Genomic DNA, 25072 nt, shown 5'->3' on the forward strand with positions numbered 1-25072 from the left:
GGGAGGAGACAGCCATGACACAGAAGATCTTCATCGGCGGCGAATGGCGATTGGGACGGGGCGACACCACCGTCTCCCGCTTCCCGGCCGACGGCTCCGTCAACGCCGAATTCCCCGCCGCCAGCCTCGACGACGTCGAAGACGCCATCTCTGCGGCCGACGCCGCCTGGCGCACGCCGGACTGGGCCGACCGCCAGCCACATCAACGCGCCGAGGTCCTGTACCGGGTCAGCGATCTGATCATGGCCCGCCAGGAAGAACTGGCCCGGCTGCAGACGCGGGACAACGGCAAACCGCTGGCCGAAACCCGCGCCCTGGTCGCCAGCGCTGCCGGTACCGCCCGTTACGTGGCCGCCGCCTGCGAGACCCTGGAAGGTGAATTGCCGACCCAGCGCAACGCCGACTTCATGACCTTCAGCACCTACGAACCGCTGGGCGTCATCGCCGCGATCACCCCCTGGAACTCGCCCATTGCCAGCGAAATGCAGAAAATCGCCCCGGCGCTGGCCGGCGGTAACGCCGTCATCCTGAAACCGGCCGAAGCCACCCCGCTGGCGGCGCTGAAACTGGCCGAACTGTTTGAAGAGGCCGGTCTGCCCAAGGGGCTGCTGAGCGTGCTGCCCGGTCGTGGCCGGATCATCGGCGATGCACTGGTGCGCGACCCGCGCGTGCGCAAGATCTCCTTCACCGGCGGCACCTCGACCGGCCGCCACCTGGCGCACATCGCCGCCGACAAACTGATCGGCGCCTCGCTGGAACTGGGCGGCAAGTCACCGACCATCATCTGCGAAGACGCCGATCTGGAGCAGGCCGTACGCGGCGTGGTCTACGGCATCTTCAGTTCCGGTGGCCAGGCCTGCATCGCCGGTTCGCGTCTGTTCATTCACGAAAGCCAGTACGACGCCGTGCTGGAACGGTTGCTGGCCGTGACTCGGGATCTGCGCGTCGGCCACCCCGAAACAGATGGGGTTCACATCGGTCCGCTGATCAGCGAGGCGCATCGCGACAGCGTCGCCGCCTATGTCGACCAGGCCCGTGCCGAGGGTGCGCGCATCCTGACCGGCGGTCAGGCACCCTCCGATCCGGCGCTGGTGAGCGGCAGCTACTACCTGCCCACCGTCATCGACGGCCTGAAACCGGACAGCGCGGTCTGCCGCGAGGAAATCTTCGGGCCGGTGCTGGTGGTGCTGCCATACCGCGATGAAGCCGACCTGATCGCGCAAGCCAACGACAGCGTCTACGGCCTGGCCTCCGGCATCTGGACCGCCGACTACCGTCGCGCCTGGCACCTGGCGCGCAAGCTCGAGGCCGGCACGGTCTGGATCAACACCTACAAGAAATTCTCCATCGCCACGCCGTTCGGCGGGTACAAGGAGAGCGGTCTCGGCCGCGAAAAAGGACGCCAGGGCATTCAGGCCTACATGCAACAGAAGAGCATCTACCTGGGGCTGGACAGCGCGCCCATCGGGTGGAGCCGCTAACCCACTGTTTGAGGACTTCGATATGAGCACGATCACCGTGGGTGAAGCCATCGCCCGGACTCTGGAAGCCTACGCGGTCACGGCCGTCTACGGCGTCATTTCCATTCACAACCTGCCCATCGCCGACGCCCTGGGCCGGCGCGATCGAATCCGCTTCGTACCGGCGCGCGGTGAAGCCGGGTCGGTCACCATGGCCGACGCCCACACCCGGGTCGGCTCCATCGGTGTCGCCCTGACCAGCACCGGTGCCGGTGCCGGCAACGCCGTCGGCGCCATGCTGGAGGCGATGAACGCTGGCACACCGTTGCTGCACATCACCGGTCAGGTCGAGAAAGACTACCTCGACCGCGACGCCGGCTTCATTCACGAAACACGCGACCAGATGGGCTTCCTGTCGGCCTGCTCGAAAAGCGCTTACCGCGTCTGTACGCCGGAACAGGCCGTGCCCTTGCTGCACCGGGCGCTTCAGGATGCCCTGACGGCGCCGTGCGGGCCGGTCAGTCTGGAAATCCCGATCGACATCCAGGCCGCCAAGATCGACTGGGTCGAGACCGCCCCGGTTCAGGGGCGGCCGAACCCGGTGCTCACCGACTACCAGCTCGACCAATTGGCGGATAAACTCCAGACCGCCCGCCGTCCCGTGCTCTGGGTCGGTGGCGGCGCCCTGGGGGCTGAAACCGAAGTGCGCCGTCTGGCCGACCTCGGCGTGGCCGTGCTTTCCACGACACACGGTCGAGGCATTCTGCCCGACAGCCATCCGCGCAGTCTGCGGGCGTTCCATAACGCCGAATCGGTCGAAGCCCTGCTCGCGGACTGTGATCTGATGCTGGTTGCCGGCTCGCGCCTGCGCAGCAACGAGACCCGGACCTATTCACTGACGCTGCCACGCCCCTTGTTGCAGATCGACCTGAACCCGGCGGCGCACCAGCGCAACTACCGCATCGACGACTTCTACTGCGGCGACTGTCGCGACACCCTGCGCCGCCTGGCCGACCGGCTCGAAGGCCGCTGGCAGGCCGACCCGACCTTCGACGCGGCCATCGCAACGGCGGTCCAGAGCGCCGAGGAAGCGCTGCGCACCCAGGTGGGCGCCTACGCGCAACTGTCCGACGCCGTGCACAAGCACCTGCCGGCCGACGGCCTGTTCGTGCGCGACATCACCGTCTCCGGCAGCACCTGGGGCAGCCGCTTGCTGCCGGCGGAAAAACCGCTGGGCAACATCCACTCTCTGGCCGGTGCCATCGGGCTGGGACTGTCGATGGGCATCGGCTGCGCGGTGGCGCAACCGAAGAAGAAGGTCGTGACCCTGGTCGGTGACGGCGGCCTTGCTCTGGGGCTCGGCGAGTTGGCCACCATGGCCCAGGAAAACCTCGACATGGTGCTGCTGGTGATGAACGACGGCGGCTACGGCGTGATGCGGGGGATTCAGAACAAGTATTTCGAAGGTCGTCAGTATTTCAACGAACTGCACACGCCGGATTTCCAGACTCTGGCGCAATCCATGGCGTTACCGCATTGGAAAGTGACGCACGCGGACCAGTTCGATGCGGTGCTGGCGCAGGCGGTGCAACTGGACGGACCGGCCCTGGTCGAGGTCGACATGCACTCGGTCGGCGAGCTGAAATTCTCCGGCCCGCCGCAGAAGAAGCTGTATTGATGTGGATTCCCGTAGGGTGGGCACCGCCCACCATTCGCTTTCGGTCCTATTGAACAATTGTCCATTGGCAATGATGGGGGCGGTGGATTGTTCTGCCAGACCCATATCTTTCCATGGTGGGCGGCCGAGTCGTCGGGCCGTCCCACCCTACGAGGTCAGAGTCTCGGTCCTTACCACATCAAATCATCCGGAATCTGGAAGTCCTTGTACGGATCGTCCTCATCCGGTTGGTTGTCTTGCGGATCGGCCTGGAACACGACGGCTGCTTCGTCCCGTTCGGCCACCTTGGCGGCTATGTCTTTGGGCACGACCGCGTAGCCGTCTTTCAGCGCGCAGATCGCCAGTTTGCCGGACGCCAGCTGTTGCTGGATGGAATCCTTCACGTACAGGTGCTTGATCTTCTTGATCCGGTGGTCCGTGAAATTGAAACGGACCTCGCCTTTCACCGTCAGTTGGCCCTGGGAGATGATCTGTTCCAGTTGGGCCTGATTGGCCTTGGCGGCCTCGGCTTCCTGGCGTTCCTTGTTCAGTTGACGATCGCGCTCCGCCTTTTCCTCGCGTTCGCGTTGCAACCGAGCCTGGGTGTCTTCCTGTTGCGCTTGGCCTTTCTGGGCCTGTTTCGCTTGTTTTTTCTTCTCGTGCTGGGCCTGCTTGACTTTTTTCTTGTCCACCAGACCCGCATTCAACAACTGGTCGGCCAGTGACTTTGCCATGGAATGTCGCTCATGTATCAAGGGTTGATTCGCGAACCATTGTAAGCCACTCATCCGGCCGAACCCAGCCTTGGGAAACGGTCACTCCACATCTTCCTTGGGTTGAGGATCCCGTGTGATCAGCCAGTAACTGAGCCCCAGGGCGAGGACCACGGCCGCGATTGCGAAGACATAGTCGGCGGAGATCTTGTCGAGGTCGAGCACGATCACCTTTCGGGCGATGGCCATCAGAGCGGTGGCGATGACCAACTGCACGGGGAAGACATTGGTACCGAGATACAGCCGGATGTTGATGAAGATCTCAATGGCGATCAACACCGCCATGAATGCACCGAATGTCTGAAAGATGTCGTTGATGTCCAGCAGGAACATCGGCGGAGTGGTCAGGCGTTGGTAGAGCACATAGACCACGTCGCCAATACTCCAGAGGATAACCAGGACCATCAGAACCGCCAGAAAGCGAACCGAATGGCGAATGATCCGATGCAGAAACCGGATCAGCGGGTCGGTGTGTTTGATCGGTATCTCGTCGTGGATCTGGTTGTCGTCGACTTTCATGTTCGATTCCTGTTGTTGAACAGACGGTCCCGGGCGGTTTCGGTGATCTCGATGACCTTGGGGTGCTTCAGTTTACGTTCCGGAGTAATGGCGAAATAAGTTTCGCGTATCTCCCGAATACGGCCCACGGATTCGGCACCATAAGTATCCCACACTTCCGTCAGAATAGCCGATGGCACCGGGTAGAGAGCGTGCCCGGCCTCGCCGACGGCTTTCATCAGGGCACTGTCATCGAATTCCGCCACGATGCGTGGCTGGATGCCCTGTCGCTCGAACCAGTCATCGAGATGCCGCCGCACGACGCTGGATGAGGTCGGCAACAGGCAGGGTGCGCCGTCCAGCGATCGTGGGAAATTCTGGCTATACCGACGGGCGATCACCGGTGACCCGACCCAACTGATGTCGCTGTATCCCAACAAGTGGCTGTACGCTTTTACGTTCAAACCCGTGGGGATGGATTGATCCGACAGGACCAGATCGAGCCGGTGCAGAGCGAGATCGGCCAGCAGGCTGTTGAGGTCGGCCTCCCGGCAGGTCATCTGGGGCGCATCCGGACCGGTCAGGGCCGGGGCCAGCGTGCGGTAGGCGATCAGTTTGGGTATGGAACTGACCATACCGACCTTGAGCCGGTTGGGAATCATCAGGCCCGGGTCGCGCAGGCGCAGGGCCAGCTCACCGCCCAGCCGGAAAATCTCGTCGGCGTACTGGTAGACGAACTGGCCGGTGGCGGTCAGGGTCAGCCCCCGGCCGGCGCGTTCGAACAGGGCACCGCCGGCGCTTTGCTCCAGGGTCTTCAGTTGGCCGCTGATGGTCTGCGGCGTGAGGCTGAGCGCCTCCGCGGCCCGGGCGACACTGCCCTCATTGGCCACGGTCCAGAAGTACAGCAGGTGGTTGTAATTCAGGTGCCGCATCGAGGCCGACCTCCAAAAGTTCGAAAAAACCGATCTATTCGGTAATTAAATTCGACTTGTTCGTAGTCAGTCTAACCGTACTCTAGGTCTTGACGCCAGTGCCCGGGACCTCTCCCGGCACGGTCAAGTCGGCATGCTGTGCCGCAACGGAGGAGGTTAGTCCATGAGCAAACATCACTGTGACGTTCTGATAATAGGCGCTACGCCCGCCGGGGCCGCCCTGTTGTATCAATTGGCGCGGTTCACCGATCTGTCCTCGATCAAGCTGATCGACGCCCGTCAGACAACGGGTTCCGCCGAGTTGGGCGGTCAATGGACCAGCGAAGGGTTGCAGTATGGCTACATCGATACGCTCGCCAGCCTGTCACAGGCACGCGCATGGCATCGCTCGGCGTCCATGGTGGTCAACTATGCCTTGCGCCAGGCCGAACCCCAGGCGTTGATCGGCAAGTACCCCAAGATGGTGGTGGCGCAGGGGGAAGAGGACATTCTCTGGCTGAAAGAGCGCTACCAGGCATTCAAATCCCACTTTCCGCTGCTGGAATGGTGGGAAAAAGCCGACATAGCCGAATTGGAACCTTATCTGGTACTCGATGGCGACGGTCACTGGCGACCGGAACCGATGGCGGCCATGGGCACCACCACCCAGCACACCATCGTGAACCGATCCGCTCTGGTCGAGTCGATGCTCGACAACGCCCGGGCGACCTACGACAAGACGGTCGATGTGCAGTACGGTACTCGGGCGATTCGGGTCGAGGCGTTGTCTCAAGGGTATAAGGTATTGACGACCAGCGGTGAGATACGCACCCGCTATCTGGTGTCGGCTACGGGGCTCTCCGGTCTGGATCTGGCGCGCGGCCTGGGACTGGGTCGGTCGATCGCCGAAGTGCCGTTGGCGGAAACGCTGTTCGAGACCGAGCGCCTGGTGCGTGGACGGGTTCACAGTCTGCGCCGGCCCGAGTCGTCAAAAGCGGCGCCCTATGCCGAACCGATCATGGACCGTCCGGGGCAGATGCGCCTGGGGCTGGCGGTGCCCTCGCTGACCCGGGGTGGCAAGATGCCGTTGGCCTCCTTCTCGGGCAACGGTCTGGACGGAAGCCTGCAACAGTTGAGGCAACTGATTCCGTCGCTTGGTTCCTCGGCGTTGTCCGAAGGGCGGATGATATTGCGACCACGTGGCATTCTGGTGGATACCGAGGCAGGCCGGCGTGTGCCCGAAGGCACCAGCCTGGATGGCGATTGCGTGCGTTTCCACCTGACACCGGCGTCCGAGGTTACCACCAGCCTGCATCAGGCCTATCAGGACCTGTTGTCCATCCAGGCCCAGTTGGGCTGCGCCGTAGCCGAGGTCCGGCTGAAGGCGCAGTTGATGACCGATCCGCGCACCGTCAACCGGGGGCGGGCGGCCTGATCGGCTGCGCCTGGACCAGCAGGGCCGGATCCAGCAGGTCCCCGAGCGCTTCGGCGCTCAAACCGGATTCGGCCCGAACCACGTCCAGCAGCGGCTCGCGGGTGCGTTGCTGGCGTTTGACGATGCGGGCGGCGCGGTCGTAGCCGATCACCGGACACAGCGCGGTGACCAGCCCGGCCGACGCCTCCAGATGATCACGGCAGCGTGTTTCGTTGGCTTCGATGCCGTCGATGCACAACTCTGTCAGCATGTTCAGGGCCGACGTGAGCACAGCCAGACTGTCCATCACCTTGTAGGTGACCAGGGGCAACATGGCGTTCAACTGCAACTGGGCGCTTTCGGCGGCCATGGTGACCGCGGTGTCGTTGCCGACAACGTGATAGGCGACCTGGCTGACCGCCTCGGGAATGACCGGGTTGACCTTGCCGGGCATGATGGAGGAGCCGGCCTGGCGCGCGGGCAGACGGATCTCGGCGAACCCGGCCCGGGGGCCGCTGGACAGCAGTCGCAGGTCGTTGCTGATCTTGCTCAGCACGATGGCAAGCCGCTTCAGGGCGTTGGATACCGTCACCAGGGCTGAGGTGTCCGACGTGGCGAAAATCCGGTCGTCCACCAACTGAAAATCCAGTCCGGTCCGGTCGTTCAGCGCGCGAACCGCCAACGCACCGAACTCGGCCGGGCAGTTGATGCCCGTCCCGACGGCGGTACCGCCCAGGTGCACCTTGAGCAGACCGTGCTGGCTGCCGAGTACCGATTCCATCTCTTCCTTAATGGCCGTGGCGAAGGCACGGAATTCCTGGCCGAGCGTCATCGGCACCGCTTCCTGCAACTGGGTACGCCCGATCTTCAGAATGTGATCGAAGGTGTCGCTTTTTTGAATGAGGGTGCTATGCAGTTTGTGCATGGCATCCAGCAGCGGCTCGGACTGGGTCAGCACCGCCAGCTTGACCGCCGTCGGATAGGTGTCGTTGGTGGATTGGGACTGGTTGACGTCGTTGATCGGATGCAGATGCGGGTACGCCCCCGGGGCATGACCCAGTCGCCGCAGGCCAAGGTTGGCGATCACCTCGTTCGCGTTCATGTTGGTCGAGGTGCCGGCACCGCCCTGGATGGCATCGACGATAAACGCATCGTGATGGTCGCCGGCCATCAATGCCTGAACAGCGCTTTGAATGGCCGTCAGCTTGTGCTCGGACATCAGTCCCAGGCCCTGATTGGCCTCGGCCGCGGCCAGCTTGACCTGGGCCAGGGCGCGGATCAGGTCCGGGTAGCGGGACAGGGGGTGGCCGGTCAGCGGGAAGTTGTCATTAGCCCGCGCGGCGTGGATGCCGTAGAGGGCGTCGGCCGGTAACGGGTATTCGCCCAGGGAGTCGGTTTCCAGTCGGGTGTCGGTGGCGCTGTCGAACCGGTCGGTCGCGGCGGTGGTCATTGTTTTTCTGGTCTCTCGGGGTTGTCGGGTTGAGGCGGTTGTCGAGGGCAAGAGTACGGTTTGATCAGTGGCTTGACCAATGCCGTTTCCGACATCATTATGCAATAAATGCATATCTCGAGGCGGGGAATCGTATGGACCTGGACGTCAAATGGCTGGAAGACTTCCTCATGCTGGCCAGCACCCGCAGTTTCTCCCAATCCGCCGAGCGCCGGCACGTCACCCAGCCGGCGTTCAGCCGCCGCATTCGTGCCCTGGAAGCCTGTATAGGTGTGACCCTGGTGGATCGGTCCTCGTCGCCGATCGGTCTGACGGCGGAAGGGGACATGTTCCTGATTACCGCGCGCAAGCTGCTGGACCAGCTGGACTCATCGGTGGAGCAGATCCGGGGTCTGGTGCCCCAGCACAAGCAGATTCTGGAAGTCGTGGTGGCGCATTCCCTGGGGCTGGGGTTCCTGCCCCGCTGGCTGAAACGCTTTTACCGCACCCGCCCGGAGTTCAATCTGCGTGTGCTGGCGATGAACATTGGCGAGGCGATTCTGGCGCTGCGGGAAGGCAAATCCGATCTAATGATGATCTACGCCGACCCCCAGGCGACGATGCAGCTCGACCCGGATGTGTTTCCCTCGATACAACTGGGTCGGACGGAACTGGTGCCGGTGTGCGCGCCGGATGAATACGGCGAGCCGGTGTTTCCGTTTTCAACGGAAGAGGGAGCGGAGCCCATCCCGTTGCTCGCCTACACCAGCGATGCCTCCCTGCAACGGTCGGTGCGTTCGATGCTGCAGGCCCAGGGCATGCAGTTGCAGTTCAAGACGGTGTTCGAGATGGCCATCGCCGACGGTCTCAAGGGCATGGCATTGGCGGGGTTTGGCGTGGCCTGGTTGCCACGCATCACGGTGGAGCAGGAACTGGAGGAAGGGCGACTGGTGGTGTGTCCCGGCGACGCCTATCGGTTACCGCTGGAGATTCGACTCTATCGTTGCTCGCTGATCGAAAAGCAGGCCATCGACCAGGTGTGGGCGTTGTTGTCTCCGCCCCGGGAGCTGAATTCGTGAAGTGGTGATCGCGAAGATCGGAGTTGGATCAGGTACACTGGGCGGTGGTCCACCTTTAGGAAACCCACTACCGACAGGAGCGTTACATGACACTCCGACACTGGATGCCGTTCGTTCTGGGCGCGTTGTTGATGCTGGTTGGCTCGTTATCGGCCGAAACCGGCGACGACGCCGGCCCACTCTTCAATGCCCGCCAAGCCATGTTCAACGCCTTGTATGACTACGAGCTGACCGGCGACCCCAACTATGACTACGCCCAGCTCCTGGTCCCGCTCAATCTCGAAGCGGTGGATATGGCGGAGACGCTGAAGGATGAATCCGACGACGACCGCCTGTTGCGCGTTGCCAACATGCTGAAAGACGACGTGGATACCGAAATCGAAGCGCTTCAGGCCTGGCAGGAGCGTTTTTCGGCCCCCACGCCCGGCGACGACGCGGACGCAGTGACCGTTGCGTTTGAGGGAGTCCGCGAACGCATGATGGAACGTCGCGATGAGTTGCAGTCCAACGACGATCTTGAAGGCAGCGCCGCCGCGACTCTTACGTGGTACCACGAAGCGGCCATCGCATTGACGCATGTCACTCTGGAGCACAGTGTTGATGCTCAGTTACGGCTATTGGCCTCGGACATCAAGCGGGATCACACCCGGCAGATCGCCGAGTTGCGGAACTGGCGGACACTGCGCTGAGCGGGTTACAAGTCCTTGAACTTCGACTTCAACGCCTCGAAAGCTTCCCGTTTGACCGAATCCTCCAGCTCGATCGGATCGGCCTCGGGGATCAGGCCCGAGGTGTCGAGGTTCGCATTGGGTGTCTCGCTCTGCGGGGGCGGGGCGTCCCGTTGTTCCAGATGATCCTGCAGCAGGATCAGCGCATCGACCGAGCCCTGAATATCGGCTTCTTCGCCCTCGTGTTGAGCGATGCGGTGTTCCAGCTTTTCGATGATGGCGCGCACTTCTTCCTGGCCGGGCTGTTTCTCGTTCAGCCACTGCTGGGCACTTTCGGCGGATGTAGACATGTCGGGTTATGACACCTTACTGAATGACGAAACCGGAAAGCTGCTAGTGTACCGGAATTGGTGCCCGGACACCCAGTGGTGGCTGCAAACCCTGGTCGACGGTCTCGATTGGCGACAGAGCCGGGTTCGGGTCTTCGGTCGGGAGCATCCGATTCCGCGGCTGGAAGCCTGGTTCGGGGCGGCCGGGGTTCGTTACCGGTACAGCGGCCAAACCCTGGAGGCCAAAGGCTGGCCGGCCGTGGTCAAACCACTGGTGGATGCGGTCTGCGAGCAGGCCGGGGAGCCGTTTAACGCGGTTCTGGCCAACTGGTATCGCACCGGTGACGACAAGATGGGCTGGCACGCGGACAACGAGCCGGAACTGGGTGATAACCCCGTCGTCGCCAGCCTGTCACTGGGCGCCCGGCGGGATTTTCGATTGCGACGCAACGAAGACCGTCAGCAGACGATCACGGTCGCCCTTGGCGAGGGGGATTTATTGATCATGGGCGGCCCACTGCAACACCACTGGCAGCATTCCGTGCCCAAACGGGCCAAAGCCGAAGACAGAATCAACCTGACCTTCAGAACCATTCGGCAGGAACCTGTAGGAGCGCAGGCCCCTGCGCGACCAACCCGATAAGCTAGGTCAAACCCCCAGCCGCTCAACCTCATGATACAGGTCGGTCAATTTATCCAGAATCGCGTTACCGATGCTCTTCTTTTCGAAATCCGACCGGCGCGGCAGGTCTGCCAGTTTGACTCGATGCAAATGCAGGCAGGGCATGGTGGCGTTGAATTCCCGCAAATCGCCTTTTACCAGGATCGGCAGGAAAGGATCCTCCGAATGCCGGGTGCGGATCATTTTCTTCAGTGCCTGCTTGAGCGGCATCGGCACCGGTTTGACGTCCCGGTTGCGGTATTTGACGATGACGTAAAAGCCCGTTTTGCCCAGCAGCTCGCCCGGAACGATGTGGAAGCCGGTATCGCGTACCGCGCTGGCGTCGACGCCGTGGAAGGTATCGTGAAAGGCGTACGGATTGGGCAGCACCACCATCTTGCTGTTTTCCTGGCTGGGGAAATGCAGCGTGTAGTTGGTGTAGAACTGTTCGACGGACGGCGAATAGACACAGAGGCGGCTTTCAAAGCACTTTACGAATTCGATCGCGCGCTGCCGCTCTCCGATGGAGTCGAGGCTCCATTCCAGGTCGGCGTTGTGTTGTTTTTCTGCTGCGTGACTCATCACGGCACCCTCGGCTAGTCGCTTAATCTACTATAGACGGACAAGCGAGCCATAAGCCGGTCTCAGTTGATATACTGTGAGGCCGGTTCAGGTTCGTACAGCGTTATGTCCCTGTGAGCGTCAAAGAAAGAACGTTTATTATCACTATTGTCACAGAAAAAACAGGCGCGCCGGTTTTCTGACGCTGAATCTGTGACACCGTCTACACTCTAAGTTACTGCGGAGGAATCCGAATGGCAAATGTCGTCGTCGAACGTTTGATCGAGCTGTTGAAACTGGAGCCGATCGGTCAGCTGCGCTATCGGGGCCTGTCGCAGGACCTGGGCTACCCCAAGGTGTTCGGTGGCCAGGTGATCGGCCAGGCGCTGTCGGCAGCCATTCAGACGCTCGACAGCCGTGTACCGCATTCCCTGCATTCCTATTTCCTGCGTCCGGGCGACGCCAAACACCCTATCGAATACGAAGTCGAGGTCATCCGCGATGGCCGCTCGTTCAGCGTACGCCGGGTCATCGCCAGCCAGTTCGGCAAGCCCATCCTGGCGATGACGGCTTCGTTCCAGAAAGAAGAGAGCGGCCTGGAGCACCAGGACGCGATGCCCAACGTACCCGGGCCGGAGCTGCTGGAACCCGAGCTGAAACTCTACCGTGACCATTCCGACGAGATTCCCGAGCGGGTCCGCGACCTGTTCACGGCCGAGCGGCCGATCGAATACCGCATCGTCGAGGCGCAAAACCCCTTCCGGCCGCGCCATGGCATCGCCAAACGACACATGTGGATCCGCGCCAACGGTAACCTGCCGGATGACCCGCTGATTCACCAGAGCATGCTGGCTTACACCACGGACTACGGCTTCCTGGAAACCGCGTTGATGCCGCACGGCATCTCCCTGATGAAACCCGGCCTGTCCATCGCAAGCCTCGACCACGCCATCTGGTTCCACCGCCCGTTCAAACTGGACGACTGGCTGTTGTATGTCGCCGACAGCCCGAGCGCCAGCGGCGCCCGGGGCTTCGTGCGCGGCGAGATATTCGATCGCAGTGGACGGCTGGTGGCCAGCACCTCGCAGGAAGGCCTGATCCGCTACGCCGGGGACAACCAATGACACAGCGCCAACGCATCACTCTGGGCATCACCGGAGCGTCCGGTACGCCCTACGCCGAGCGTCTGTTGCAATGCCTGCTGGACGCCGATTTCGAAGTCCATCTGCTGGTGTCAAAGGCCGCCCTGATGGTGGCCGCCATCGAGACCGGTACACCTTGGCCCGCCCAGCATGAAAAACTGCACGATTACCTGCGCGACCGGCTCAGCCAGAAAGGCGAACTGATCATCGCCGGCCGCGAGGACTGGATGAGCCCGGTCGCCAGCGGCTCCGGCGCGCCGGAGACGATGATCATCTGCCCCTGTTCCACCGGCACCCTGGCCTCGGTCGCCACCGGCCAGTGCGACAATCTGATCGAACGCGGCGCCGACGTGGTGATGAAAGAGGGCGGCACCCTGATTCTGGTACCGCGCGAGACGCCGTACAGCGAAATTCACCTGCGCAACATGCTGACCCTCAAACAGGCCGGCGCGCACATCATTCCGGCCAGCCCCGGCTTTTACAACCGTCCGGAAACCGTGGCCGACATGGTCGATTTCGTTGTCGCCCGCGTCCTGAAAACCGCCCGCATACCGCAGGACCTGCTGCCGCCCTGGGGATATGGCGGTGCCAGCGGGCAGGCCACCGACTGAATCCATGAAGGTCTTGCTGCTCAGCCCCTACCACGCCGCCAGCCATGCCTACTGGTGCGACGGCTTGATGGCCGCCTTTCCCGACGTCGACTGGACGCTGAAGACCCAACCGGCCCGCCACTTCAGTTGGCGCATCCGGGCGGCCGGCTGGCTCTGGGCGCTGGCGAGCGATTCGGATTTCAAACAGCAATACGACCTCGTCGTTGCCACCTGCCTGGTCGATGTCGGCACCCTCAAGGCCCAATGTCCGGCCCTTCGCGACGTTCCGGTCTGGGTTTATTGCCACGAAAACCAGTTTGCCTACCCGTTGTCCGACCGCCAGCAGGCGTCGCACCAGACCGACTGGCAGTTTCAGAGCATCGTCAACCTGCTCTCGGCGGACTGGATCAGCTTCAACACCCACTTCAACCGCGATACCTTTTTTCGCGGGGCCCAAAAGCTCCTCAAACGCTTTCCGGAACCTCTGCCCGGTCAACCGCTCGACCGTCTCCAGCGTCTGTCGGACGTACTGCCCGTCCCGTTGACCGATGCACTGGCGGAACTGAAACATCAGCCGAAAGAAGCCGACCTGATCGTCTGGAACCACCGCTGGGAATGGGACAAACAACCCGAACGCTTTCTGCGTGCCCTGGTCCGACTGAAAGAGCAGGGCACACCGTTCCGCCTCGCCATGCTGGGCTACGGCGGTGGGCGCAGCGCCGAGTTCGATGAGATGAGGGATGTCTTAGCCGAGCGGGTGGTGCAGTGGGGTGAAGTCTCCAAGGAGGCCTATCGGGATTGGCTGGGGCGCGCCGGCATCGGCGTCTCCACCGCCATTCATGACTTCCAGGGCCTGTCGATGCTGGAACTGGCCCAGGCCGGAGCCACGGTCGTGGTGCCGAATCGACTGGCTTATCCTGAATGCTTGCCCGGCGCATCTTTTTATCCCGGTTCCGAGAAAGATGCCGCGCAAGACGTGGATGACCTGGTCATGGTGTTAACGGCACTGCTTGAGGGGGAAGCCCAGCCGGCGCCGGTTCGAGGGCGGATACCTTTGTGGCGGGAACTGGCGGACAGCTACCGGGACAAAATGACCTTCATCGCCTCTATGAGCCTCTCTCAGCCCTGATGACGATGAGCATCTCCCCTGTAGGAGCGCACGCCGTGCGCGACCCACGAAAGTGCCAACCCAAAACTGCACGGGCGAGCCCGAGGCAATGGCTAATGTCCGAGGAGCGTGACTGTCCTCGAGTACGGAAGCGGGACGGCCTTTCATTTTGTCAGAAAAAGTGCTACTTTTTCTGACATTGTGGAGAGAGGATAACGATGTCTGTGACTGAAAGCATTAAGCGACGGTTACTGAGTATGAAGCGAGGGGAGCCGTTTACAAACACATGCTTCCTCAAGCTTGGCTCACGCTCGGCCGTCGACAAGGCGCTCTCTCGCCTGGTCAAGGACGGCGTCATCCAGCGTGTTGCGCGCGGGGTTTTTGTGCGCCCCAAGAAAAGCCGCTTCATCCACAACGTGATGCCTGATGTGTCCCGCGTCATCGAGGTAATCGCCAAAGATCACGGCGAGACCGTGCAGGTCCACGGTGCGGAAGCGGCGCGTCGCTTCAAACTGAGCACCCAGATGCCCACCACCCCGGTGTACTACACCAGTGGCCCAAGCCGGGAGATCCGAATCGGCAACCTCAAGGTCAAGTTCATGCACACGACCAGTCATCGGAAGCTGCAACATGCCGGCAAAAAGCCGGGGTTGGCCCTCTCGGCCCTCTGGTATCTGGGCAAAGACGGCGTCGATGATGAGGTAATCCAACGCATCCAGGAAGGCTTGAGCAGGAAAGAGTTCGAGGAGTTGCGCACATCCAAGATGCCGGCCTGGATGGCCGGTGCGATTGAACACTATGCCCAAGGAGAAGCACATGGCTGAAGCCTTCCTGGAACTGCCGGCAGCGGATCGGAAAGACATACTGCAGACGGCAGCCGCGGAACTGGGTCGCCAGGCAACGGTATTGGAGAAAGATATTTGGGTCTGTTGGACATTGCAGGCCCTCTTTACCATGCCTAATGCCCACCCCATGGCCTTTAAGGGTGGTACCTCCCTGTCCAAAGTCTACGGCATCATCGATCGCTTTTCTGAGGATGTCGATATCACCCTCGACTACCGGTGCTTCGAGGATGATTTTGACCCTTTTTCCGATAGTACCAGCAATAGCCAGATCAAGAGGTTTAGCGATCGCCTCAAGGAATACGTCAGGGAATACGCCTACGACACCGTCCTCCCCTACCTCCGTGCTGAATTGTCCGAACTACCAGCAAACGAGCACTACAGCGTCGAGGTCGACGAGACTGGGGAAAAGATCTGGGTGAGCTTTCCCTCCGTTACCGAGGAAGCCGATGACTACCTCAAAACTCAGGTCTTGATCGAGTTGGGTGGTCGCAATGTGATTGATCCCAACGAGCGTCATGGCATTGCTCCCTATGTGGCAGAGTTGACGGCTGAGCTCGATTATCCTTCCAGCGAAGTAGTAGTACTCTCACCCGAGCGGACTTTCTGGGAAAAAGTGACCTTGATCCACGTAGAGTGCAATCGAGGACAATTGAAGGAAAACGCCGAACGGCTTTCTCGGCACTGGTATGATCTGGTGATGCTGAATCAGCATGTCTCCGGTCAGGCTGCCGCCCGGAACCGCGATCTGCTCGAGGACGTCGTACGCCATAAAAAGGCGTTTTTCAGGGCGAGCTATGCCAACTACGACGCCTGTCTTGAAAGCCGGCTGAGGCTGATCCCTGAGGATATTACCCTTAATGGACTTCGCACCGACTATGAGAAGATGATCGACGCTGGCATGATGTACCGGACACCCCCCTCCTTTGACGAAATCGTGGAATCGATCCGCATATTAGAAAGGGATATCAATTCCTGGTGACGATCGGCGGGATTCCAACTTCAACAAGCTTCTCCAGATTTCGCATGTGAAATCGCATCGGAGCCACTAGAGCTCCTTTAGCCACGCAGTAATGATGTTCCTGAACACTGGGATGGCTCCTTATCGGTTGACAGGAAAAGGCATAGGCTTATTCTTTAGGTGCGGCCGCAAAATCGGCCGCCGGGTTTGACGGCCCGAAACACACAGGCGGACACAACCGCCGCGATGAGCGGTTTTTTTGTGTCCGGAGCATGGCTGTGCCTGCTTTATGGGCGGGCCATGCGGGGCATCTTCGGATGCGCCGGGTGCCTGTGTGTCCGGTCCGTCAACCCGCGTGGTTCCGCTCACCCTTTTGACGGAGGGTGGTGGAACCCAAATACACACACAGGAGTTTCCATCATGACCGACCTGACCGTTTTGTCCTGGTCGATTCGCACCAAGGACAACCGTTATTCCCTGCACGACCTTCACTGCGCCGCTGGCGGCGACCGCCACGACCATCCCGGCCGATTCCTCGACACCTCACGCGCCCAGGGCGTATTGGACGACCTCGCCATTCAAGAAGGCCCCGACTTCATCCCTATTCGCTATTATCCCGCCCGGGAAGACCTGGAAGACATTCAGCGCCCGTTTGCCTGTAAGGAACTGGTGCATGCCTACGCCCTCTGGATCGGTCCGGAATTCGCCCTGGCCGTGTTGCGCGCGTTTGCTTCCACTCTGAATCTGAACAACCCGGAATTGGCTCCCGACGATCTGTACGACCTCGAGTTCGTTCGCGATCTGCGTTGGGACGATAACCGCCCCGGCGACGCCGGTTGGTGGGAATTCGATCGCAGAACAAAGATGTCGGCGGAGGAAGCCGCCGCCATGGGACGGGAATTCTTCGAGCAAACGCGGCAACTGGCCCGAAAGAGCCCTCATGAAGCCGAAACGGCCCTGAAGCATTGCCTGTTCCGGTTCGTGAACGGCGATCTGAATCACCCCGGGGTGCCGTATTGTGAAATGGTGTTCTGCGACTGGGTGAGCCGGGCCGCCGTGGCCTGGATGGCGAGGCCGGAAGCCCGAGAGCCAAAATCCGGTTGATCGTACACCGGTTCCAACACTGGTCAGCCGACTGGAACTGTGTTAACCGTAAAACCAGTATCGGCGAATCGGATTGTATGAGTGAGATTTAGTTATGGTGGAACCGGTATTAACTGACGAGGAGCTTGAACAGTACAGGGCGGACGTCCACCCGAAACTGGAATCACTGAGGCACCGGGATTGGAGGTCGCCCGTCCCCGAGCTATCTCAATATGTTGGCCTTTATGTGGCGGGAAATGTGTCATGATCCAGAAAAAGATGTTCTCGCTCTAACCGCCTAGCCCTTGCCACTCCTGCTTAAAGCCTTAAGCGAAGATTCTGCTGAATCCATTCGGCCAGATCGGTATCGACCGAGGCGGTTTCCGCGAATTCCCGCCAACGGCCGACGGCATTTATGCACTGTTCGATCAATTGTGGTGCTTCATCACGCAGGCCACGTACCTGCTCGGCCACGGTCAGCAAGTCCTCGCGGGTAAAGTCTTCGCGTTTGCCGTTCAGGGTCATTTGGTGAGAGTCCACCCAGTAGGAGTCGGGTTTGTAGCTGAACGCGACATCGAATGCCGGCGCCAGTCGCCATCCCGCATTGGGTGAATCCAATACGAAGCCGAAATTCTTGGTATGGTCGTCCTGGTTTCGGGATATGACGTTGAAAATCATGCGCCGGTAGATTTCGACCGCGTCGGCTCTTGGCAGTCTCAATTGTCGTGCCACGCTGAATAGCTGTTCATAGCTGTATAGCCCGGGTTTTTTATAGTCAGCGTGATCTATGGCGCACAGCGACTGATAGTGGCGCTTGCGGTTTCCGTCCCGGTCGAAGCGTTTTGTCATGAAGTGGGCGCGATCGCCCTCGATCAACAGTTCGCTGGGCATCATGGTGATGCCCGCTTCCACGGCCATCAGATAATAGGCGTATTCCATCCGGCCATACCCTTGAGGGTCGCCGAACACTTCGCTGGTATTCGAGCGTTCGCGAACCCCGTCGAATTTGAGCAGGTAATGGTGAAAACCAGAAGGTGCGTCTTTTTGTCCGGAAAGCACTCGGGTCCGGTCCTCGTTGACGGCGATAACGGCTTTTGGACGGGCTCCTCCGGCGGAGGTGCCAACTTGGAATATCTCGGTCATGGCATCCCGGTGATCGCCATTGCCATCCAGTGAGACCTTCAGCCCCGCACGATGGTCCAGCACCCGCTGTGCGAGTTCCACCAACAGATCGATATGCACGTCAACGACCGCCTGGCTTTGGCGATTTGACAGGACGGGATGATATTCTAGGGCGCCCATGCCACGTGTGCCGGTGTACAGAAGACGGTCCAGCGGGTTGAAATCCGCCTTGTCCAGGCCGTTGCGTACCAGCCAGGCATCGATGACCGCGTTGCCGAAGTCGTCCGGCAAGGTATCGGCGTAGGCGCCGGGCAGGCCCTTGAGCGTTTCATGGGGAAGGCCGGGAAAGGTGAAGCGTCCCGGCCGGTTGGGCAGATGCACCGGCGAAACCGATACACCGTTCGCGATCCAGTCGCGGGCATATTCAAATGTTGTTACGCCATTGTCTTCGTTGTATAGCAGGGCGCCTACTTGTTCGCCCCACAATCGCACTTCCGCGATGTCCTTCACCAGTCGGCTCCTTTGTCCCTCGTGTCTGTCTTATCCTTGGGTCGTGCCCTCATGCGGTGAGGCCGACCCATCTTAAGTGCTTCCATGGGGCTGAACGGCTCGTTCGGCAGGAAGGCGTCCAGTTGATCGAGCTTTCCCAAAGCCCTGAGGGCCGCGATCAAAGTGATCACCTTGCCCTGACCTCGTTCCAGCCGGTTGTAGCTCATCCGGTTGATGCCCAGATGTTCGGCGAGTTCCTGTTGGGTCCGGTTCTGCTCCAGCCGGGCTTGGGCCAGGCGTTGGCCCAGTTCCACGGCAATGGCGTCATCGGTCATGGACTCTTTGATATGCCCCATAAAGATATATTTATTAATCCTTAAAAGTGTTATTGCAAGATTAAGATATAATATCGGATCTTTAAGTTTGAGCAAGAAGGAATTCTTAGTTTCTATGTAAAGATTAAAAAATAGATCATAATCAACTGCAGCGGTTAATTAAGATGTATTTTTCAATCATTATGGTAGGTAACTACTATGGGCTCCTATTCCGACAATAGGTGGCTTTGTTACTGCCGCAGCGACCTCCCCCCATCCACGGCCAGAACCTGCCCGGTAATGAACGGTGAATTTGCCAGGAACAGTGCGGTTTTGGCGATGTCTTCCGGTGTGCCCATCCGCGCCAGCGGCGTCTGTTCGATCAACCCCTGTTCGACGGCCTCGCCTTCGTGTTCCGGGGCCAGAATGGCGCCGGGGGCGATGGCGTTGGCGCGCACCTTGGGTGCCAGGTCCAGCGCTGCGCTGCGGGTGGCGCTGATCAGGCCGGCTTTAGCGGCGGTGTAGGCGACGTGCCCGGCCAGCGGGCGCAGGGCATGGATGTCCACCAGGTTGATGATGGCGCCCTCGCGTTCCCGCAGCTCATCGGCGAGCGCCTGGATCAGGTAGATGGGCAGTTCGAGGTTGCTGTGCAGCAGGGTGCGCATGGCCTGGCTGTCGATTTCCCCCCAGGGGGTCGGAAAGAAGGCCGAAGCGTTGTTGATCAGTACATCGATGCGGCCGAAGGCTTGTCGGGCGTTTTCGGCGCAGGCATTAATCTCGCTCAGGTCTTCCAGTGTGGACTGAACGCTCTTGGCTGAGTCCGGCCGTTGCTCGTTCAGGTCCGACACTAGCGCCTCGGCATCTACCCCGCTGTTGCGATAGTGAATCACCACCCGATAGCCGGCCTGGTGAAAGGTGCGGGCGGTCTGGGCGCCCAGGCGGCGGGCGCCGCCGGTGATGAAGACGACGGGTGCGACGTCGGTGTCGCGGAGGTTCAGGCTGAGTTCGACCATTGGGCGATGACCTTTTTAACGGCATTGATGCGTTCGCGGTGCAGGGCGTCGCCCAGTTGGGCGCCTTCAAATCCCTGAGCCATAAGATCGGCCGGTTTGACGGACTCGCAGGCGTCCAGGCACTCCCGAAACCGATCGGCTTGAGGATACGCGTTCCGTTCCAGACCGGATCGCCCGCGCGCGTCGGCCTCGCACGCGAGCAGGAACTGTTCGAACGGTTTGCGCTGGCGCAGAGCGCCCAGCTGGCCCAACGTCTTGACGATGGTGCTGGCTTTCAGTTTGCGGATGCCGTGGCAATGCGTGTGGTACCGGGCCACCTGCTCGGCGAGCTGCGCCGCTTTGTTCGGCCAGCGCCGTTCGGGCGCCAGACGCTTGATCAGATCGGCCCCCATTCCCTCGTGGCCGTGATGGGAGGGCCATCGTTCCGGGTCCGTCATGCCCTTACCGAGATCGTGGCACAGCACGGCGAAGCGCACCTCGAGGCTGTCGCTCAACTCGGTGGCGATGCGCAGGGCCTTGAGGGTGTGGACTCCTGTGTCTATCTCCGGGTGCCAGCGCATCGGTTGCGGTACGCCGAACAGGGCGTCGAGCTCGGGGAAGATGACCTTCAATGCGCCGCATTGGCGCAGCACCGCGATAAACACATCCGGGTCCGGTTCCAGCAGGGCGCGGGACATCTCCTGCCAGACGCGCTCCGGCACCAGGTATGCCAGTTCACCGCTGTCGACCATCTCGCGCATCAGCGCCATGGTTTCCTCAGCCACGCTGAAACCGAGGTGTTCAAAGCGGGCAGCGAAGCGGGCCACCCGGAGCACGCGCAGCGGATCTTCCCGGAAAGCCGGGGAGACATGGCGCAGGGTTTTGTCCCGCAGGTCGTTCAGACCGCCGAATGGATCGACAATCCGGTCGTGTTCATCCTTGGCCATGGCGTTGATAGTGAGGTCGCGACGCAGCAGGTCGTCCTCGAGCGTCACGTCGGGCGAAAAACGCACCTCGAAACCGGTGTAGCCGTGTCCGGATTTACGCTCTGTGCGGGCCAGAGCGTATTCGTCCTTGGTCTCGGGGTGGAGGAAGACGGGAAAATCCGCGCCGACCTGGCTGTAGCCGAGATCCAGAAGCTCCTGGGGACGGGCACCGACGACGACCCAGTCGCGGTCCTTAACCGGCAGGTCCAGCAGTTCGTCGCGCACAGCCCCACCTACGAGATAGATTTGCATGGCAATCGAAAGTCAGAATGTGGGGCTATTGTAGAGGAGAGCCGGGGCGAAAGGACACAATCGAAGGCTCTGTTCGGGAGAGCGCCATCAAACCAGCCCACTCTCCCAGCGGGAGAGGGGCAGGTAGTCAGACATCTTGGAGAGGGACAGGCTTCCTTAAAACTCCATGGAAAACTGAGCGACAACCCCGGCGTCCTGTATCATCTGGTCCCAATCATCGAATGACTTGGGCTTGAACCAGCCGGACAGATCCAGTCCGACACCGAATGGCGTGATACCGAAGCCGGTGCTGATGACATGGCTATCCGACACGCTCAGGTTATTGCGATAACCGGCGCGCAGCTTTAACCAGTTCCAGGCGTTGAATTCGCCGCCCAGGCCCAGGTAGCGGGTGGGTACGCCGTATTTCAGCGGGTCGTTCTCGGTAATGTCCAGATCCACCGACAATGTGGACCAGCGCGTCATATGTGCCCCACCTATCCGCATTTTCGGGCCGATGCTCAGTTCGGCGCCGGATTTGGTTTCAAAGGTTTGGGGAATCAGGTCCTTGATGACCAAGCCGGCGCGGACATTGCCACGCAGGACATCAGGCCAGTCTTTGGCGACCCCTACGTCGATATTGCCGGTGAAGTAGTCGGTACGATTGGACTCGATATATGTAGCGACGTCTTCACCAAATTCGTTCTCGGCATTGGACAGCAGAATAGTGTCTTCAAATACAGTGATGGACTGCAATTTCGGTGTTACGCCTGCTGCAAAGGTTTCGCCCATGTATTCGAATTCTCGGGCTACGGATATTCCAACTTCGGCGATGTTGGCACCGACAATCTCGACACTGGTCTCCAGGTCTTGCGGATCGGGCTCATTGAAAGTGCCGTTGGTGAAGAAATTACCGTTGTAGTTGGTCACATCGTTCAGTTCGGTTTCAACCACGGTTGACTGATTGTCAACAGTCTGTGCCGCCGCATCCAAATCGTTTGCCCAGTCCTGCAAGTCGCTTTGATACTGGGGGTTGGTTTCGCCCCCCGTATAGTCATTCGGGTCGGGCTGATTGGCAATGACGGTGGTCAGTGACTGAGTATCACCGGACAGAGTCACCAGTTCGCCGGAGGCATCCGTCGCTTCGGCGCTGACGCCTTCCAGGTCATCCAGTGCTTGGCCCAGTAAAGTCAGATCGCTGTCGACCACATCCACCGAAAATCCGGCAACGGTAGAGTTGTTGATGGACAGCCCAAGGCCAAGGCCGGTACGCGGTAGCGCGAACGCGGCGCCGAGGTCCAGACCGGCCATCAGCGGCTTGTCATTGAAGCCGGGCAATTGAGTGCGCATGTTCCCGAACGTGGTGTTCATAGTGACCGATGTAGAATTAACGACGTTAATTTTACTATCCAGAGTGGCGCTATTGGTTACCAGTTCGTCCGAGTTGTTGTTCAATGCATCAATATCGGCCTGATCGGGTGATTGCCCATTTGGAGTGTTCTGAATATTTTGGATTGCAGTCTGAATGTTGGCAATGTTCCCGGCTTCCGGATCATAGTTACCGTCATTCGGCGTCGGGTCTGGAGCCGTGATTAGTTCAATGACGTCGGTTAACGGGAGTTCGGTGTCACTCCCGGTGATTGCGATGTTCAGTTCAGTGGCGGCGTCGGCGCTGTTTTCAAAATCTTCATAAGTTGAATCATAAAAATCGCGACCATGCTCGATTAGGCCAAGCGAGTCGTCGATATAGACTTTTGCCGAAGGCAACGTTAACCCAAAATTCACGTTATCGGGTGAGGCCGCCAACAGTGCTGGATTGAATTGACCCGCCGCATAGGACGGCGAGGAGGCAACCCCGGTATTCCCCATGGCGTTGGAGCGGGTGTCGTTTCCAGTAAAAGGTGTGGCGGAGGCGGTACCGGCGGCGAGAATGGCGAGAGCCAGCAGTGATCGATTCATCAACAGGTCCTGCTAGTAATAGGGTTACAACATGGCGAGGCGCATTTCGGCCCCATTCGTATAGTAAAGTAGCGGTAAAATAACAGGTCGCAACTTTTAATTGAATATTACCCGTAAAAAAAGGGCTGCCCGAGGGCAGCCCTGACAAGCTTACGGCGTTGTTGTTCGATTGTCGCGGCCCGGTCTTAAATAGTGGAATTTACCTTGGTTTCGCAGTCGCTGGCGGAGCCGGGTTTGCCGACATTCGCCAGGTTTGAAACTGCGTTCACATCCAGAACCAGGTCGCCCTGTTCGGTGGCGCCATCGATTTCGGAGGAGAATCGGTACAACCGGTTGCCTGCGTATTCGCCGGACTCCGCAGTGGCGACTTTGGCTTTCATCGTGCCTTCGAATTCCTGGCCTTCGTAGTTGAATGTCAGCGAAACCATACCGTTGTTGATCTTGGTCCAACGGCCACCGATGTACTCGTTTTCGAAGACTTCTTCAGGATCGGCCGCTTCGCCTTCATCGAGGCTCGGCGACACATTGACACAGGTGCCAATGCTACCGCTGTTTGAATCCGCATTCCCGCTCAGGTGGATGGCGATGTAACTGCCGGCGGCGAGCTCGTCGGAATCTTCCGCGGTAGCTCTCATCACGAACCAGTTACCACCCCAGGTGGTATCGCTGGCCAGTTTGGAATCCTCGACCGCCGAATCGACCTTGGTGCTGTCGAAGTCGGTTTCGTTGGTAACCGCATCGTTGCCTGCATCCACCAGGGTGTTGGTAATGGACGCGATGTCGAACTCGACCGTTGAATCGTTCAGGTTGGTTGTCAGGCTGGAAGACAAATTGTTAATGCCGCTGTCCAGCACTTTCTTGACCGCATCGGTATCGGTGTTGGACGTTTCTTTCTTGATCAGCTGACTGATGACTTCCGACGCCTTGATCTGAGCGTTCACAGCATCTGTATTGACAGCAGTCTCGATTTTCTGGATTTCGGCGTTCAGCTGCGCCAGGCGAGAGGCGACCGAAGTCTGGGTGGTGGTGTTTGTGCTCACGACCTCAGCGATCTGGGCGATATTGTCGCTCGGCAGTGAGTTCGGTGCCATCGATTGGGTGGCCACCTGACTGGCGATCCGATTGATCAGGTTTATCTGGGTGGTCTCGGTATCGGTCACTTCCGTGCTGGAGGTCAGCACGTCCATCATGGTCTGAACCGCAATCGAGTTCGCCAGGAATTTTTTGGCTTTTTCGTCACTGGCGGTGGAGAAATCCAGGCGCAGGTCGGCATCGCTGGTGATGCTCAGTGCCGAGCGTATGGAAGTCCGGTCGTTGTCCGAGTTCGCACCCTGCAGCAAGGTGGTGATCGGCGAGAGCACCAGAGGCGTGCTGCTGCGTACCGAGGAAGACGATATGGAACTCGCCATGGACATCACACCCTTGAGCCGTTCCCCGGTGGACAGGTCGGTGCCGCCCTTGATGCGAATGACGATGGAATCGAGCGAGGACCCATAGATCAGACAGTAGCGCTGGTACTCATCGGAGATGACGGGCAGGGCGCAATAGTTGGTATTGGTCAACGGGTTGTAGCTGTAGTAACCGTCCGAGTCGGTGTAGGCGTACGGCTCGAAGTCGTCGATCTTGTTGTTGTTGTTCATGTCCGCCCAGACTTTACCGCCGGCGACGCGGCCGTCCACGGCCAGGCCGTTCAGGCCTTTGCGGGTGTCTTCACCGCTGGCGTCTTGCGGTTGAACATCGCAGCCGGCGAGGGTGACGGCGGCGATGGCGGCGGCGAGCGTTGTGATTGGCTTGATCATAAAACCTCCAGGGG

24 protein-coding genes are annotated in these 25072 nt (G+C 60.1%); 12 read left to right on the forward strand and 12 right to left on the reverse strand.

Going from position 1 to position 25072, the window contains the following annotated elements:
- The first annotated feature begins 14 nt into the window (after window positions 1–14).
- Window positions 15–1481, forward strand: a complete 1467-nt coding sequence (locus IE111_RS05055; RefSeq protein ID WP_189607407.1) for an aldehyde dehydrogenase — start codon at window positions 15–17, stop codon at window positions 1479–1481.
- Window positions 1482–1503: 22 nt separating this feature from the next.
- On the forward strand, window positions 1504–3138 hold the full coding sequence (locus IE111_RS05060) for a thiamine pyrophosphate-binding protein (RefSeq protein ID WP_189607408.1): 1635 nt from the start codon (window positions 1504–1506) through the stop codon (window positions 3136–3138).
- Between the two features lie 170 nt (window positions 3139–3308).
- Here IE111_RS05060 and IE111_RS05065 read toward each other — a convergent pair whose 3' ends face one another.
- From IE111_RS05065 to nhaR, 3 genes are all read right to left on the reverse strand, one after another.
- Window positions 3309–3851: a DUF2058 domain-containing protein gene (locus tag IE111_RS05065; RefSeq protein WP_189607409.1), complete on the reverse strand. Its 543-nt coding sequence runs from the start codon at window positions 3849–3851 to the stop codon at window positions 3309–3311.
- Window positions 3852–3932: 81 nt separating this feature from the next.
- On the reverse strand, window positions 3933–4409 hold the full coding sequence (locus IE111_RS05070) for a phosphate-starvation-inducible PsiE family protein (RefSeq protein WP_189607410.1): 477 nt from the start codon (window positions 4407–4409) through the stop codon (window positions 3933–3935).
- Window positions 4406–5320 carry a transcriptional activator NhaR gene (gene nhaR, locus IE111_RS05075; protein WP_189607411.1) on the reverse strand — a complete coding sequence of 305 codons (915 nt, stop codon included), beginning with the start codon at window positions 5318–5320 and terminating at the stop codon, window positions 4406–4408. The genes IE111_RS05070 and nhaR overlap by 4 nt, the downstream gene beginning before the upstream one ends.
- Window positions 5321–5483: 163 nt before the next feature.
- Between nhaR and IE111_RS05080 the strand changes: the two genes are divergently transcribed.
- A complete protein-coding gene (locus IE111_RS05080) occupies window positions 5484–6734 on the forward strand; it encodes an FAD-dependent oxidoreductase (protein WP_189607412.1) in 1251 nt (416 codons plus the stop codon).
- Here the strand turns inward: IE111_RS05080 and IE111_RS05085 are convergent.
- Window positions 6712–8163, reverse strand: coding sequence for an aspartate ammonia-lyase (locus IE111_RS05085; protein WP_189607413.1), 1452 nt, complete (start codon window positions 8161–8163; stop codon window positions 6712–6714). The two genes, IE111_RS05080 and IE111_RS05085, sit on opposite strands and share 23 nt — an antisense overlap.
- A gap of 134 nt (window positions 8164–8297) precedes the next feature.
- Between IE111_RS05085 and IE111_RS05090 the strand changes: the two genes are divergently transcribed.
- Both IE111_RS05090 and IE111_RS05095 read left to right on the forward strand, forming a co-directional pair.
- Window positions 8298–9221, forward strand: coding sequence for a LysR substrate-binding domain-containing protein (locus tag IE111_RS05090; protein ID WP_189607414.1), 924 nt, complete (start codon window positions 8298–8300; stop codon window positions 9219–9221).
- Window positions 9222–9307: 86 nt separating this feature from the next.
- The gene (locus IE111_RS05095; protein ID WP_189607415.1) at window positions 9308–9910 is read left to right on the forward strand and encodes a DUF305 domain-containing protein; all 603 of its coding nucleotides are present in this window, start codon (window positions 9308–9310) and stop codon (window positions 9908–9910) included.
- Window positions 9911–9915: 5 nt separating this feature from the next.
- Here the strand turns inward: IE111_RS05095 and IE111_RS05100 are convergent, their stop codons facing one another.
- A complete protein-coding gene (locus IE111_RS05100; protein ID WP_189607416.1) occupies window positions 9916–10239 on the reverse strand; it encodes a hypothetical protein in 324 nt (107 codons plus the stop codon).
- On the opposite strand from IE111_RS05100, the gene IE111_RS05105 reads away from it, so the two are divergent.
- On the forward strand, window positions 10238–10861 hold the full coding sequence (locus IE111_RS05105; RefSeq protein WP_189607417.1) for an alpha-ketoglutarate-dependent dioxygenase AlkB family protein: 624 nt from the start codon (window positions 10238–10240) through the stop codon (window positions 10859–10861). The genes IE111_RS05100 and IE111_RS05105 overlap by 2 nt on opposite strands.
- Before the next feature lie 6 nt (window positions 10862–10867).
- Here the strand turns inward: IE111_RS05105 and IE111_RS05110 are convergent, their stop codons facing one another.
- Window positions 10868–11461, reverse strand: coding sequence for a hypothetical protein (locus IE111_RS05110; protein ID WP_189607418.1), 594 nt, complete (start codon window positions 11459–11461; stop codon window positions 10868–10870).
- Window positions 11462–11694: 233 nt separating this feature from the next.
- Here IE111_RS05110 and IE111_RS05115 point away from each other — a divergent pair, with 233 nt between their 5' ends.
- From IE111_RS05115 to IE111_RS05140, 6 genes are all read left to right on the forward strand, one after another.
- Entirely contained in the window at window positions 11695–12564 is an 870-nt protein-coding gene (locus IE111_RS05115) for an acyl-CoA thioesterase (RefSeq protein ID WP_189607419.1), read from the forward strand.
- Window positions 12561–13193, forward strand: a complete 633-nt coding sequence (locus tag IE111_RS05120) for a flavin prenyltransferase UbiX (RefSeq protein WP_189607420.1) — start codon at window positions 12561–12563, stop codon at window positions 13191–13193. Before IE111_RS05115 ends, IE111_RS05120 begins: the two co-directional genes overlap by 4 nt.
- Window positions 13194–13197: 4 nt before the next feature.
- Entirely contained in the window at window positions 13198–14301 is a 1104-nt protein-coding gene (locus IE111_RS05125; protein ID WP_189607421.1) for a tRNA-queuosine alpha-mannosyltransferase domain-containing protein, read from the forward strand.
- 197 nt (window positions 14302–14498) lie between these two features.
- Complete coding sequence (locus tag IE111_RS05130; protein ID WP_189607422.1) at window positions 14499–15104, forward strand: DUF6088 family protein; 606 nt, start codon at window positions 14499–14501, stop codon at window positions 15102–15104.
- A complete protein-coding gene (locus tag IE111_RS05135) occupies window positions 15097–16104 on the forward strand; it encodes a nucleotidyl transferase AbiEii/AbiGii toxin family protein (RefSeq protein ID WP_189607423.1) in 1008 nt (335 codons plus the stop codon). The genes IE111_RS05130 and IE111_RS05135 overlap by 8 nt, the downstream gene beginning before the upstream one ends.
- Before the next feature lie 399 nt (window positions 16105–16503).
- Window positions 16504–17187: a KilA-N domain-containing protein gene (locus tag IE111_RS05140; protein ID WP_189607424.1), complete on the forward strand. Its 684-nt coding sequence runs from the start codon at window positions 16504–16506 to the stop codon at window positions 17185–17187.
- Between the two features lie 297 nt (window positions 17188–17484).
- On the opposite strand, the gene IE111_RS05145 is transcribed toward IE111_RS05140, so the two are convergent.
- The 6 genes from IE111_RS05145 to IE111_RS05170 all read right to left on the reverse strand — a co-directional run bounded on the left by IE111_RS05145 (window position 17485) and on the right by IE111_RS05170 (window position 25058).
- Window positions 17485–18798 carry a type II toxin-antitoxin system HipA family toxin gene (locus IE111_RS05145; RefSeq protein WP_189607425.1) on the reverse strand — a complete coding sequence of 438 codons (1314 nt, stop codon included), beginning with the start codon at window positions 18796–18798 and terminating at the stop codon, window positions 17485–17487.
- A complete protein-coding gene (locus tag IE111_RS05150; protein WP_229805230.1) occupies window positions 18795–19112 on the reverse strand; it encodes a helix-turn-helix domain-containing protein in 318 nt (105 codons plus the stop codon). Before IE111_RS05150 ends, IE111_RS05145 begins: the two co-directional genes overlap by 4 nt.
- A 230-nt stretch (window positions 19113–19342) precedes the next feature.
- Complete coding sequence (locus tag IE111_RS05155; RefSeq protein WP_189607427.1) at window positions 19343–20104, reverse strand: pteridine reductase; 762 nt, start codon at window positions 20102–20104, stop codon at window positions 19343–19345.
- Entirely contained in the window at window positions 20086–21321 is a 1236-nt protein-coding gene (locus IE111_RS05160) for a multifunctional CCA addition/repair protein (protein WP_189607428.1), read from the reverse strand. Before IE111_RS05160 ends, IE111_RS05155 begins: the two co-directional genes overlap by 19 nt.
- A 156-nt stretch (window positions 21322–21477) precedes the next feature.
- Complete coding sequence (traF, locus tag IE111_RS05165) at window positions 21478–23259, reverse strand: conjugal transfer protein TraF (RefSeq protein ID WP_189607429.1); 1782 nt, start codon at window positions 23257–23259, stop codon at window positions 21478–21480.
- A 185-nt stretch (window positions 23260–23444) separates the two neighbouring features.
- Window positions 23445–25058 (reverse strand): hypothetical protein, encoded by a 1614-nt coding sequence (locus tag IE111_RS05170; RefSeq protein WP_189607430.1) that lies wholly within the window; start codon window positions 25056–25058, stop codon window positions 23445–23447.
- Between the last annotated feature and the right edge of the window lie 14 nt (window positions 25059–25072).

Origin of the sequence: Saccharospirillum salsuginis (assembly GCF_014651855.1) — a bacterium.
Taxonomy (GTDB): domain Bacteria; phylum Pseudomonadota; class Gammaproteobacteria; order Pseudomonadales; family Natronospirillaceae; genus Saccharospirillum; species Saccharospirillum salsuginis.

What these genes read in the sequence shown, in the direction of transcription:
- IE111_RS05125 (WP_189607421.1), top strand. Translation starts at nt 13,198, where the DNA reads ATGAAGGTCTTGCTGCTCAGCCCCTACCACGCCGCCAGCCATGCCTAC.
- IE111_RS05135 (WP_189607423.1), top strand. Translation starts at nt 15,097, where the DNA reads ATGGCTGAAGCCTTCCTGGAACTGCCGGCAGCGGATCGGAAAGACATA.
- IE111_RS05090 (WP_189607414.1), top strand. Translation starts at nt 8,298, where the DNA reads ATGGACCTGGACGTCAAATGGCTGGAAGACTTCCTCATGCTGGCCAGC.
- IE111_RS05110 (WP_189607418.1), bottom strand. Translation starts at nt 11,461, where the DNA reads ATGAGTCACGCAGCAGAAAAACAACACAACGCCGACCTGGAATGGAGC.
- IE111_RS05055 (WP_189607407.1), top strand. Translation starts at nt 15, where the DNA reads ATGACACAGAAGATCTTCATCGGCGGCGAATGGCGATTGGGACGGGGC.
- IE111_RS05080 (WP_189607412.1), top strand. Translation starts at nt 5,484, where the DNA reads ATGAGCAAACATCACTGTGACGTTCTGATAATAGGCGCTACGCCCGCC.
- IE111_RS05115 (WP_189607419.1), top strand. Translation starts at nt 11,695, where the DNA reads ATGGCAAATGTCGTCGTCGAACGTTTGATCGAGCTGTTGAAACTGGAG.
- IE111_RS05160 (WP_189607428.1), bottom strand. Translation starts at nt 21,321, where the DNA reads ATGCAAATCTATCTCGTAGGTGGGGCTGTGCGCGACGAACTGCTGGAC.
- IE111_RS05130 (WP_189607422.1), top strand. Translation starts at nt 14,499, where the DNA reads ATGTCTGTGACTGAAAGCATTAAGCGACGGTTACTGAGTATGAAGCGA.
- nhaR (WP_189607411.1), bottom strand. Translation starts at nt 5,320, where the DNA reads ATGCGGCACCTGAATTACAACCACCTGCTGTACTTCTGGACCGTGGCC.
- IE111_RS05105 (WP_189607417.1), top strand. Translation starts at nt 10,238, where the DNA reads ATGTCGGGTTATGACACCTTACTGAATGACGAAACCGGAAAGCTGCTA.
- IE111_RS05060 (WP_189607408.1), top strand. Translation starts at nt 1,504, where the DNA reads ATGAGCACGATCACCGTGGGTGAAGCCATCGCCCGGACTCTGGAAGCC.
- IE111_RS05150 (WP_229805230.1), bottom strand. Translation starts at nt 19,112, where the DNA reads ATGACCGATGACGCCATTGCCGTGGAACTGGGCCAACGCCTGGCCCAA.
- IE111_RS05085 (WP_189607413.1), bottom strand. Translation starts at nt 8,163, where the DNA reads ATGACCACCGCCGCGACCGACCGGTTCGACAGCGCCACCGACACCCGA.
- IE111_RS05120 (WP_189607420.1), top strand. Translation starts at nt 12,561, where the DNA reads ATGACACAGCGCCAACGCATCACTCTGGGCATCACCGGAGCGTCCGGT.
- IE111_RS05140 (WP_189607424.1), top strand. Translation starts at nt 16,504, where the DNA reads ATGACCGACCTGACCGTTTTGTCCTGGTCGATTCGCACCAAGGACAAC.
- IE111_RS05070 (WP_189607410.1), bottom strand. Translation starts at nt 4,409, where the DNA reads ATGAAAGTCGACGACAACCAGATCCACGACGAGATACCGATCAAACAC.
- IE111_RS05065 (WP_189607409.1), bottom strand. Translation starts at nt 3,851, where the DNA reads ATGGCAAAGTCACTGGCCGACCAGTTGTTGAATGCGGGTCTGGTGGAC.
- IE111_RS05155 (WP_189607427.1), bottom strand. Translation starts at nt 20,104, where the DNA reads ATGGTCGAACTCAGCCTGAACCTCCGCGACACCGACGTCGCACCCGTC.
- traF (WP_189607429.1), bottom strand. Translation starts at nt 23,259, where the DNA reads ATGAATCGATCACTGCTGGCTCTCGCCATTCTCGCCGCCGGTACCGCC.
- IE111_RS05170 (WP_189607430.1), bottom strand. Translation starts at nt 25,058, where the DNA reads ATGATCAAGCCAATCACAACGCTCGCCGCCGCCATCGCCGCCGTCACC.
- IE111_RS05095 (WP_189607415.1), top strand. Translation starts at nt 9,308, where the DNA reads ATGACACTCCGACACTGGATGCCGTTCGTTCTGGGCGCGTTGTTGATG.
- IE111_RS05100 (WP_189607416.1), bottom strand. Translation starts at nt 10,239, where the DNA reads ATGTCTACATCCGCCGAAAGTGCCCAGCAGTGGCTGAACGAGAAACAG.